This is a genomic window from Asticcacaulis sp. (assembly GCF_020217185.1).
Taxonomy (GTDB): Bacteria; Pseudomonadota; Alphaproteobacteria; order Caulobacterales; family Caulobacteraceae; genus Asticcacaulis.
On sequence record NZ_JAIWNX010000057.1, the window covers coordinates 1 to 10,000 of the forward strand.

8 protein-coding genes and 1 pseudogene are annotated in these 10,000 nt (G+C 61.0%); 5 read left to right on the forward strand and 4 right to left on the reverse strand.

Annotation, left to right across the window (positions count from 1 at the left end; genetic code table 11):
• The 5 genes and pseudogenes from LDL37_RS02690 to LDL37_RS02710 form a co-directional block, all read left to right on the forward strand.
• A pseudogene (locus LDL37_RS02690) lies at positions 1–467 on the forward strand (tRNA uridine-5-carboxymethylaminomethyl(34) synthesis GTPase MnmE); the annotation flags it as partial.
• Positions 468–581: 114 nt separating this feature from the next.
• Positions 582–2,444 carry a tRNA uridine-5-carboxymethylaminomethyl(34) synthesis enzyme MnmG gene (gene mnmG, locus LDL37_RS02695; RefSeq protein WP_290793961.1) on the forward strand — a complete coding sequence of 621 codons (1,863 nt, stop codon included), beginning with the start codon at positions 582–584 and terminating at the stop codon, positions 2,442–2,444.
• 77 nt (positions 2,445–2,521) lie between these two features.
• Positions 2,522–3,166: a 16S rRNA (guanine(527)-N(7))-methyltransferase RsmG gene (gene rsmG / locus LDL37_RS02700; protein WP_290793978.1), complete on the forward strand. Its 645-nt coding sequence runs from the start codon at positions 2,522–2,524 to the stop codon at positions 3,164–3,166.
• A 16-nt stretch (positions 3,167–3,182) separates the two neighbouring features.
• Complete coding sequence (locus LDL37_RS02705) at positions 3,183–3,977, forward strand: ParA family protein (RefSeq protein WP_126422986.1); 795 nt, start codon at positions 3,183–3,185, stop codon at positions 3,975–3,977.
• Between the two features lie 19 nt (positions 3,978–3,996).
• Entirely contained in the window at positions 3,997–4,884 is an 888-nt protein-coding gene (locus LDL37_RS02710; protein ID WP_290793964.1) for a ParB/RepB/Spo0J family partition protein, read from the forward strand.
• A gap of 36 nt (positions 4,885–4,920) precedes the next feature.
• Here the strand turns inward: LDL37_RS02710 and holA are convergent, their stop codons facing one another.
• From holA to LDL37_RS02730, 4 genes are all read right to left on the reverse strand, one after another.
• On the reverse strand, positions 4,921–5,973 hold the full coding sequence (gene holA / locus LDL37_RS02715; protein WP_290793967.1) for a DNA polymerase III subunit delta: 1,053 nt from the start codon (positions 5,971–5,973) through the stop codon (positions 4,921–4,923).
• A gap of 5 nt (positions 5,974–5,978) precedes the next feature.
• Entirely contained in the window at positions 5,979–6,488 is a 510-nt protein-coding gene (locus tag LDL37_RS02720) for a hypothetical protein (protein WP_290793970.1), read from the reverse strand.
• Positions 6,489–6,490: 2 nt separating this feature from the next.
• The gene (leuS, locus tag LDL37_RS02725) at positions 6,491–9,058 is read right to left on the reverse strand and encodes a leucine--tRNA ligase (protein WP_290793973.1); all 2,568 of its coding nucleotides are present in this window, start codon (positions 9,056–9,058) and stop codon (positions 6,491–6,493) included.
• Positions 9,059–9,167: 109 nt separating this feature from the next.
• The gene (locus tag LDL37_RS02730) at positions 9,168–9,662 is read right to left on the reverse strand and encodes a DUF3576 domain-containing protein (protein WP_290793976.1); all 495 of its coding nucleotides are present in this window, start codon (positions 9,660–9,662) and stop codon (positions 9,168–9,170) included.
• Positions 9,663–10,000 lie beyond the last annotated feature (338 nt).

Consider the following 10,000-nt stretch of genomic DNA (forward strand, 5'->3'; position numbering starts at 1 on the left):
GTCAATCGGCAGATTTACGTCTGTGGGTCGTGGATGTGTCGGATGCTCCGGAAGACCTGTCGGCCATGCAGCCGGGGGACTATCTGATCCTCAACAAGACGGATCAAATATCTGCGGAATCCCTTGCAACGCTTCGATCTCAGCATGAAAACAAAAAGGTCCGTCTTCTGGAAACCAGCCTGACCAGAGGTGAGGGGATTGAGGCGGTTCAACGCGCTCTGGAGACCGATCTCGAAGCAGCCCTGTCTCTCAGCACCTTCCCCGCGGCAACACGGGAACGGCATGGCGAGCGTCTGCGCGAGGTCGATGCGGCTTTGGATCGCGCCCTGGGGATTGGTTTCGCTACACCCGAACTAATGGCCGAAGATATTCGTCAAGCGCTATCCGCTTTTGACGCCCTGTTTGGCCGCACCGATGTGGAGCAGGTGCTGGATCATATCTTCTCCAGCTTCTGCATAGGCAAATAAGAGTGTTTCACGTGAAACACGGATAACGCCAAAATTAACACTTCTCGATTCGACCCGTCCGGCCTGATCTGCTATAGCCAGCCCTCATTCGTTTTCCGGACAGGTTGAAGCTCTATGACCCAGTTTTGGGATGTCATTGTCGTCGGTGGAGGTCATGCGGGCGCCGAAGCCGCGACGGCTGCGGCGCGCATGGGTGCCAAGACCTTGCTGCTGACGCATAAGATCGAAACCCTGGGTGAGATGTCGTGCAACCCGGCCATTGGCGGTTTGGGGAAAGGCCATCTGGTGCGCGAAATTGACGCTCTGGATGGTGTCATGGGCCGCATGGCCGATATCGGCGGCATTCAGTTCAAGATGCTCAACCGTTCCAAGGGGCCAGCCGTGCGTGGCCCGCGCGCTCAGATCGACCGTAAGCTCTATCGTGAAGCCATGCAGGCCGAGCTGCAAAGCACCGAAAACCTGACGATTATCGCCGCAGCGGTCGAAGACCTGATCCTTGAGGGGGATACCGTCGTCGGGGTCGTCGATGCGCAGGGTGTCGAATACCGCTCGAAGGCCGTGGTGCTGACGACCGGCACCTTTTTGCGTGGCATCATCCATATCGGTGAGAAGCGCATGGCGGCCGGGCGGTATGGCGATGAGCCGGCCAATGGTCTGGGGCAACGCCTCTATGATCTTAAGCTCGATATGGGCCGTCTGAAAACCGGCACGCCGGCGCGGCTGGATGGCAAGACGATCAATTGGGATATTCTGGAAAAACAGGAAGGCGACGCGGTTCCGACGCCGTTTTCGACCCTGAACGCTGCCATCGACCGGCCGCAAATCACCTGCGGCATCACCTATACCAATGCCGATACGCACCGCATCATTCAGGAGCGCATCACGGAATCGGCGGTCTATGGCGGCCATCTGTCCGGACGCGGCCCGCGCTATTGTCCCTCCATCGAGGACAAGGTGGTGCGCTTTTCGGACAAGGACAGCCATCAGGTGTTTCTGGAGCCCGAAGGCTATGACGATGATACCGTCTATCCGAACGGTATCTCGACCAGCGTGTCTGAGGCGACGCAGGAGGCCTTTCTGCGCACCATTCGCGGCCTAGAAAATGTGCTTATTAAGCGCTACGCCTACGCCATTGAATATGACTATGTCGATCCGCGTGAGCTTTATCCGACGCTTGAGCTGAAGCGCCTGCCGGGCCTGTTTCTGGCCGGGCAGATCAACGGCACGACGGGCTATGAAGAGGCGGGGGCGCAGGGCCTGATAGCGGGCCTGAACGCGGCGGCGCGCGCCGGGGGCCTGAGCCCGCTGGTGCTGGGGCGTGACGAAGCCTATATTGGGGTGATGATCGACGATCTGGTGACCAAGGGCGTCACGGAACCCTATCGCATGTTCACAAGCCGCGCCGAGTTCCGTCTGAAGCTGCGCGCCGACAATGCGGATCAACGTCTGTCGGATATCGCGTTGAAGATCGGCCTGATGGGCGAGCGGCGCAAGGCGCATTGGCTGGAGAAGAAGCAGGCGCTGGCCACAGCGCGTCAGCGCGCGGATGAGCTTAAGTTGACGCCCAATGAGGCCAATGCCTTGGGTATCCGCGTCAATGCCGATGGTCAGAAGCGCAACCTGCTGCAACTCCTGTCCTACGACACCTGTTCGCGGGATAAGCTGGAAGCGGTATGGCCGGAGCTTAAAGACTGGTCCAACAGCGTGTTCGAGCAGATCGAAATCGACGCCCTCTATTCGGGCTATCTGGGCCGTCAGGCGGCAGAGATTGACGCCTTCCGCAAGGACGAAAATCTCGCCCTGCCTGAAGACCTTGACTATGCCCTGGTGGGCGGGCTGTCCAACGAAGCCAGGGAGAAGCTGAGCCGCGTCAGACCCCTGACGCTCGGTCAGGCGCGTCGCATCGAAGGCATGACTCCGGGTGCGTTGACAGCCCTGTTGTTCCACGTGCGCAACCTGAAGAAGGGCGCGGCCTGATGTCGTCTGCTGATTATGGCGAGCGCAGCCCGAAAAGTGGGGACCGGTTTTCGGAAACAGCTGCGCGACCGCTACCAATGACCCCTGAGCAGATGGCCGGGCATCTGGTGTTTCACGTGAAACAGGCAGCCTTTGATGACCTCATGCGCTTCGGGAAGGTGCTGGCCGAGCGCAATGAGGTGATGAACCTTGTCGGGCCCGCGACCCTTCCGCACTACTGGTCGCGACACGTCCTCGATTCCGCGCAACTGCTGAACCATGCGCCGGAGGCCAGAAGCTGGGCAGACCTGGGCGCAGGCGCGGGTTTTCCCGGCGTCGTACTGGCCATACTTTTGAAACACCTGTCCACAGATTCAGGCGAAACACCCACAGACCGGCGCGTGTTTCTCATCGACTCTCTGGCCAAGCGCTGTCGCTTTTTAGGCGAAGTTGTGCGAGACTTGGACCTGCCGGCGACGGTGATCAACGACCGGGCGGAGAATGTCTCGCTGAAGGTCGATGTGGTCACCGCCCGCGCCATGGCCCCTCTGCCGAAGCTCATCGGTTTTGCCGAAAGCTTCTTCCGCAAAGGGGCCGAGGGCTGGTTGCTGAAAGGCGAAAACGTCGAGGCGGAAATCGCTGACGCGCACAAAAACTGGGCTTTTCAGTCTGAGCTGTTTACGTCCCTGAGCGACCCGCGCGGTCGCGTCCTACATATTCGGAGCGTTCGCCGTGCCAGATAGTTTCCCCCCGCACCCCATGCCCCGCGTTCTGGCGGTGTCTAACCAGAAGGGTGGGGTGGGTAAGACGACGACGGCGATCAATCTCGGCACCGCTCTGGCCGCCGTCGGTGAGACCGTGCTGATCATCGACATGGACCCTCAGGGTAACGCTTCGACCGGTCTGGGCGTGCCGCGTTCGGCGCGTACCACTACCATCTATGACGTGATCGTCGATCAGCAGCCCATTGGCGAATGCGCGGTCAAGACCTCAGTGCCCGGTCTGTACATCATCCCGTCGGACCCCGACCTGTCGGGGGTTGAGATCGAGTTGGGTCAGGCCGACCGCCGTTCCTATCGCCTGCGCGACGCGCTGGAGCATCAGGCGCAGGTCGGCGAGCTGGCCTATTCCTATGTGCTGATCGACTGCCCGCCTTCGCTGAACCTGCTGACCATCAACGCCATGAGCGCCGCCGATGCGGTGCTGGTGCCGCTGCAATGCGAGTTCTTTGCACTGGAAGGTCTGTCGCAATTGATGCGCACCATTGATCTGGTAAAGGGCTCGCTGAACCCGAAGCTGGAGCTTCAGGGGATTGTGCTGACCATGTTTGATCGCCGCAATGCGCTTTCCGGTCATGTGGCCAAAGACGTGCGCTCGCACTTCGGCGAGAAGGTCTATGAGACGGTCATTCCGCGCAATGTGCGGGTATCGGAGGCCCCGTCCTTCGGCAAGCCGGCCCTGATCTATGATCTGAAATGTACCGGCTCGCAGGCCTATCTGAAACTGGCCCGCGAAGTCGTTCAACGTGAAAAAGTGCGCCGTGCGGCTGCCTGATCAGGACTGAAGGATACACATGTCTGAGAAACAAAGAGGTCTGGGTCGCGGTCTGTCGGCTCTGCTGAGCGACAATCAGGGCCCCGTGCCTATCGCCACCGCTGATGGCAAGCCCGCCGCGACGCTGGAAAAGCCGATTGAGCTTCTGCAGCGCAATCCGGATCAGCCGCGGCGTTTCTTCTCGGAAGCGGAGATCGACGACCTCAGCGCCTCGATCAAGGAAAAGGGCGTGCTGTCGCCCATTCTGGTGCGGCCGTTGCCCAATCAAGCGGGGCAGTTTCAGATCATCGCCGGTGAACGCCGCTGGCGCGCCGCGCAAAAGGCAGGTCTGAAGACCGTGCCGGTGATCGTGCGCGAACTGGACGACCTTGAGGTGCTGGAAATCGGCATCATCGAAAACGTGCAGCGCGAAGACCTCAACCCCATCGAAGAGGCGCGCGCCTATAAGGTGCTGATGGAGCGTTTTGGTCGCACACAGGACGCGGTGGCGCAGGTGGTGTCAAAGTCACGCAGCCATATCGCCAATATGATGCGCCTGCTGGGCCTGCCGGAGGTCATTCAGGACCACGTCATTCATGGCCGCCTGAGCGCTGGCCACGCCCGCGCCATTGCCACGGCGGCTAACCCCGAAGCGCTGGCTGAGGTGATTATTCAGAAAGGCCTGTCTGTACGTCAGGCAGAAATGCTGGCGCGCACGGCGCTGGGTGACGCGACCAAACCGGCGCATCCCAAGGCGCAACCCAATGCCGATGTGCTATCGCTGGAGCAGGACCTTCAGGAACTGCTGGGCCTCAATGTCAAGCTGGACGACAAGGGCGGCAAAGGTGAGGTTCGTATCGCCTATGCCAGCCTTGAGCAACTGGATGACGTCTGTCGCCGCCTGATGGCGGGTTCTTCGCTGAGGTAGTTGGCGGACCCTTGATTCCGCCAGCGCTGGGAAGACTTACAATCCCAGCCGTCTGGCGCGGCCCGCAATGCTCATATAGAGGCGTTCGGCCAGCAACAGGTCCGGCATCCCGGTCGATTTGCACTGCTTATCCGTCTCGATCAGTTCTTTGGACAACGGGTCGAGATAAAAATCTGACCAGGCGCGGGCCTGACGCAGAAACTCCGCCTCCTGCTTCCAGAAGACGCCCGCCGCGCGGGCGGCCTGTTTGGCGTCTATGCCCTTGGCCATCTGGGCCTGAATGAGCCGCAGCTTGACCAGATGGCCGTTAAGGGCGCGCAGGGCCGCAGAGCCGTCTTCGCCTTCGGCAAAGGCCCGGCGCAACCCCGCCTGAGCCGGGGCCGTTTTCGCGCCAAAGGCCTGCAGGGCGGCATCGAACAGCGAGGCATCCGGCTCGACGCCTAAAAATTCCTGAAGTTCCTTGTCGTCGATGGTGCGGCGCGAACCCGGCCCGATAAACAGGCACAGGCGTTCGATCTCCTGACGTGCCACGCCGCGTTCCTTGGGCAGGCGTGCGGCGAAGATGTCCATGGCGTCGGGCGTCAGGGCGACCTCGTTCTGTGCCAGAGTCTCACGCGCCATACGCACCACGTCGCCGGTTTCGTCCTCATAGCAGGCGATGGAGGCGATGGCCTTGTCGGCGTCGGCCAGTTTGCGCACGGCGGAATCACCGCCCAGACCCCCGGCCTCGATCAGGAAGAAGGCGTCGCGGTTCAGTTCCCCGGCCGCATGAGCCTTGAGCGCAGCCGCCACCTGTTTGTCGAGTGCCGCCTTTTCCGAAAAGAATTTGAGCCGCACCAGCCGACGGCCGCCCATCAGCGACTGTGCCTGAAGCTCGTCCTCAAGCCGCGCGGGGTCGGCGTCGATATCGGTATCGGTCAGCAGAGAGACGTTGAACGGGTCCTTGATGTCCGGGACGATTTTCTGGGCCAAGGCCTGCCCACGCTCCAGCACCTGCCCGCGGTCCTTGCCATAGATCAGACAGGCGATCACGTCGCGCGGCGGCGCTTTGAGGAAGCCCTCGATTTCGGGGCGTTTAACCAGCTTCATGGGCTTTAGCTGGCCGGAGCCGCTTTCTTGTCGTGGAAGAACAGCACCAGTTCGCTGCGGATACGCTCGCCTATGGCCGTGGCGGCGCGTTGCTGACCGTCTTTCTGTGCGGCGACGCCGGCATAGGGTGATTGTGCATTGGCATTGTAGGTCGTGGCATCGACGAAAGTACCCTGGGTCAGGACCTTGCGCGTTGCCGTTTCGGTCAGGGTGTATTCGACGCGCGTGGAAATTTCGGTCCGTACAGCGATGTCGTTGATACCGGCACCGACATCGTAACGCTTTTCGTCAAGTTTGACGCTCAGACGGTAGCGCTTTTGACCCTCAAGGGTGTTAAAGCCCGACACCAGATTCTGCCGCAGGAAGTAGCCAGTGCGCGAATCCGTGGTGATGACGTCGATATTGGCCAGCTCACCGGGCAGGCCCTTCTGCGCATAGACCGGGGTGAACCCACAGCCAGTCAAAGACAGCGGGGCACCCAGCAGGGCGAAGGCCAGAAGGGCTTTGCGGATCATGATCAGCCTACGACAAAGTTGAGGATGCGGTTGGGAACGACGATGACCTTACGCACCGTTACGCCTTCAAGATGACGCTTCACGCCCTCGTCGGCAAGCGCCATTTCGCGGATTTCCGCCTCGGAAGCATTCAGTGGCACCTGAAGCTCACCGCGCTTCTTGCCATTGACCTGAACGGGCAGGGTATAGACATCGTCTGTGGCCAGAGCCGGGTCGTATTGCGGCCAGGCGGCATCGGCGATCAGACCGTCGTGCCCCAGACGCGCCCAGCCTTCTTCGGCCAGATGCGGCGTCACCGGCGCGATCAGCCCGGCGAGGATGGTCAGGGCCTCACGGCGCGCCGCTGTACCCGTCTTCTGCACGTCAGAGGCGCGCAGGGCGTTGACGAATTCATACAGCTTGGCGATCGCACCGTTGAAGCGGAAGCCTTCAAAACCTTCGGTGACGGCCTTGGCAGCCTTGTGTGCCACCTTGCGCAACTCCAGCGCGGCGCCATCGTCCGTTGCCGGAACCTCGCCGTCGGGCAGGCTGTCGAATTCGGCCCACACCCGCGACGTAAAGCGCCACGAGCCTTCGACGCCTGACGCCGTCCACTGCACATCGCGCTCCGGCGGGGAGTCGGAGAGCACGAACAGGCGCGCCGCATCGACGCCATAGGTGTCGAAAATGTCTTCCGGGGCAACAACGTTCTTCTTCGACTTCGACATCTTTTCGATGTCGCCGATTTTCAGCGCTTCGCCGGTGGACAGTTTGATGGCGCTGCGCTTGCTGCCTTCGCTAGTGATTTCAACGTCCGACGGATCGACCCATTCGCCAGAGGCCGTCTTATAGGTTTCGTGCGTCAGCATACCTTGGGTGAACAGGCCGGCGAACGGCTCCTTCACGTCCAGATAGCCGCAGGTGTTCAGCGCGCGCGTGATAAAGCGCGAATAGAGCAGGTGCAGGATGGCGTGCTCAATGCCGCCGATATACTGATCGACGGGCAGCCAGTAGTCGGCATCGGCCTTGCGAATGGCCTCAGACGCGTCAGGGGCCGTAAAGCGCGCGAAATACCACGACGAGTCCACAAAGGTGTCGAGCGTATCGGTTTCGCGGCGCGCCGCCCTGCCGCAGTGCGGACAGTTGACGTGCTTCCACGTCGGGTGACGGTCCAGCGGGTTGCCCGGCACGTCGAAGGTGACGTCTTCGGGCAGGGTGACCGGCAACTGGTCATCCGGCACCGGCACAACGCCGCAGTCGTCGCAGTGGATGACCGGGATGGGGCAGCCCCAGTAGCGCTGACGCGACACGCCCCAGTCGCGCAGGCGATAGATGATGGCGCCTTCACCGAGGCCCATGGACTCGATCTTTTCAATCGCCGTCGCCTTGGCGGTTTCGATGTCCAGACCGTTGAGGAACTCGGAATTGAAGATCGTACCGGGACCGGTATAGGCCTCGGTATCGACCTTGAAGCTGGCCGCATCGGCATCGGCGGGCAGCACCACCTCGCGCACCGGCAAATCGTACTTGCGGGCAAAGTCGAGGTCGCGCTGGTCATGGGCCGGGCAGCCAAAAATGGCCCCGGTGCCGTAGCCCATCAGCACGAAATTGGCGATCCACACGTCGAGAGTCTCACCCGGCTTGAACGGATGCACGACCTTCAGGCCGGTGTTGAAACCGAGCTTTTCGCCGGTGTCGATCTCTTCCTGTGTGGTGCCGCCCTTTTTCACCTGATCAAGGAAGGCTTCCAGCTCCGGGGTCTCAGGCAGAGCCTTGACCAGCGGGTGATCGGCGGCCACGGCAACGAAGCCCGCGCCGAAGAGGGTGTCCGGACGGGTGGTATAGACCTCCAGCGGTTCGTGCGCCACGTCGCCCGCAAAGTTGAATTTGAACTTCAGACCCTTGGAGCGGCCGATCCAGTTGGCCTGCATCAGGCGCACCTTATCGGGCCAGCGGTCGAGCGTCGAAAGCCCTTCGACCAGATCATCGGCGTACTGGGTGATCTTGAGGAACCACTGGGTCAGGTTGCGCTTTTCGACCAAGGCGCCTGACCGCCAGCCCTTGCCGTCGATGACCTGCTCGTTGGCCAGAACCGTATTGTCCACCGGGTCCCAGTTGACCTGAGACTCCTTACGATAGACGAGGCCGTGCTTCAAAAGGTCGAGGAACCACTTCTGCTGCTTGCCGTAATAGGTAGGGTCGCAGGTGGCGAATTCGCGCGTCCAGTCGATCGACAGGCCCAGACGCTGAAGCTGCGCCTTCATGCTGGCAATATTGTCGTAGGTCCAGCCCTTGGGGTGGATGCCGCGTTCCATAGCCGCATTTTCCGCCGGCATCCCAAAGGCGTCCCAGCCCATCGGGTGCAGTACGTTGAAACCGCGCGCGCGTTTGAACCGCGCCACCAGATCGCCCATGGCGTAGTTGCGCACATGGCCCATATGGATGCGACCGGACGGGTAGGGGAACATCTCAAGGACGTAGTATTTCGGCTTGTCGCCGGCCTGATCCTTCGACTTGGTCAGGAAGGTCTGGGCGGCGTCCCAGCGGGCGCGTTGTTTCGGTTCGGACTCTTTGGGATTGTAGCGGGACATCAACGGACCTTTTAGCGCAAACGGCGCGAAAAACAGGCGTTCGGCATAAACAAAAAGAGCGTCCGGGTCAAAGCCCGAACGCCCTTAATTTCGCCCTTAGCGAAGGGGCTTATTTCACGTTCGACAGACGCAGTTGACGCGCGCGCGTCAGGATGGCGTTTTCAATGTCGATCTGGGTCTGGGCCGAGACGCTGGCGTCCACCCACTGACCGCCCGTATTGACCTGCTTGTACAGCGACACGTTCAAGGCGTCGGCGCGCAGACGGGTATCGAGGATATAGACCGTGGCCTTGAAACGCTCGTCCGGCTTTTCGGGGTTGGCGTACCAGTCGGTGACGATGATGCCGCCCCACGGATCGGCCGAAGCCAGAGGCATGAAGGAGATGGTGTCGAGTGAGGCGCGCCACAGATAGGCATTGACGCCAATCGTCGCATTGGCCTGCTCACTGGTCGGCTTCGACCCACCCAGACCCAGGAAGCCGCGCTTTTCGGCCTTGGCGTCTATGGTAGTCTCGTCCTTTTTGCCGAAACTCAGGCAGCCCGTCAGGCTCAGAGACAGGGCTGCGGCCAGCGTAATCAGAGCCGCCTTCTTGATCGTCTTCATAGTGTGTCGTCCACTCCGCATTCTGTCCCGAAGCGCCACCCCCGGATTAAGGGCAATGGGCGTCTGGCCTGTTAACCGCTCTATAGCATGAGCAAACGGGGGTATGACAAGCCTTTCCTTGTCCCCCGGCCCCAGCCGTCTCTGGGCCGTCAGACCCATTGAGGGGCGTTTACGGCCAAAATCCGGGGCAAGCTGGCACCCAATCGCGGCAGTTGTGCGGCAAAGGCGCGTTACGCTGGAAATCTGCGAGCGGTAAGGGCGTGTCTATTTGATCACATCTTTTGAGCGAATCTGACGGCTTTGCCAAATAACACCGATCACTATTGATTTCGCGCGTG

Bases quoted from the DNA above. Each gene is read 5' to 3' on its own strand.
- holA (WP_290793967.1), bottom strand. From the start codon at position 5,973: ATGAAGCTGGTTAAACGCCCCGAAATCGAGGGCTTCCTCAAAGCGCCG.
- leuS (WP_290793973.1), bottom strand. From the start codon at position 9,058: ATGTCCCGCTACAATCCCAAAGAGTCCGAACCGAAACAACGCGCCCGC.
- mnmG (WP_290793961.1), top strand. From the start codon at position 582: ATGACCCAGTTTTGGGATGTCATTGTCGTCGGTGGAGGTCATGCGGGC.
- LDL37_RS02710 (WP_290793964.1), top strand. From the start codon at position 3,997: ATGTCTGAGAAACAAAGAGGTCTGGGTCGCGGTCTGTCGGCTCTGCTG.
- rsmG (WP_290793978.1), top strand. From the start codon at position 2,522: ATGACCCCTGAGCAGATGGCCGGGCATCTGGTGTTTCACGTGAAACAG.
- LDL37_RS02720 (WP_290793970.1), bottom strand. From the start codon at position 6,488: ATGATCCGCAAAGCCCTTCTGGCCTTCGCCCTGCTGGGTGCCCCGCTG.
- LDL37_RS02705 (WP_126422986.1), top strand. From the start codon at position 3,183: ATGCCCCGCGTTCTGGCGGTGTCTAACCAGAAGGGTGGGGTGGGTAAG.
- LDL37_RS02730 (WP_290793976.1), bottom strand. From the start codon at position 9,662: ATGAAGACGATCAAGAAGGCGGCTCTGATTACGCTGGCCGCAGCCCTG.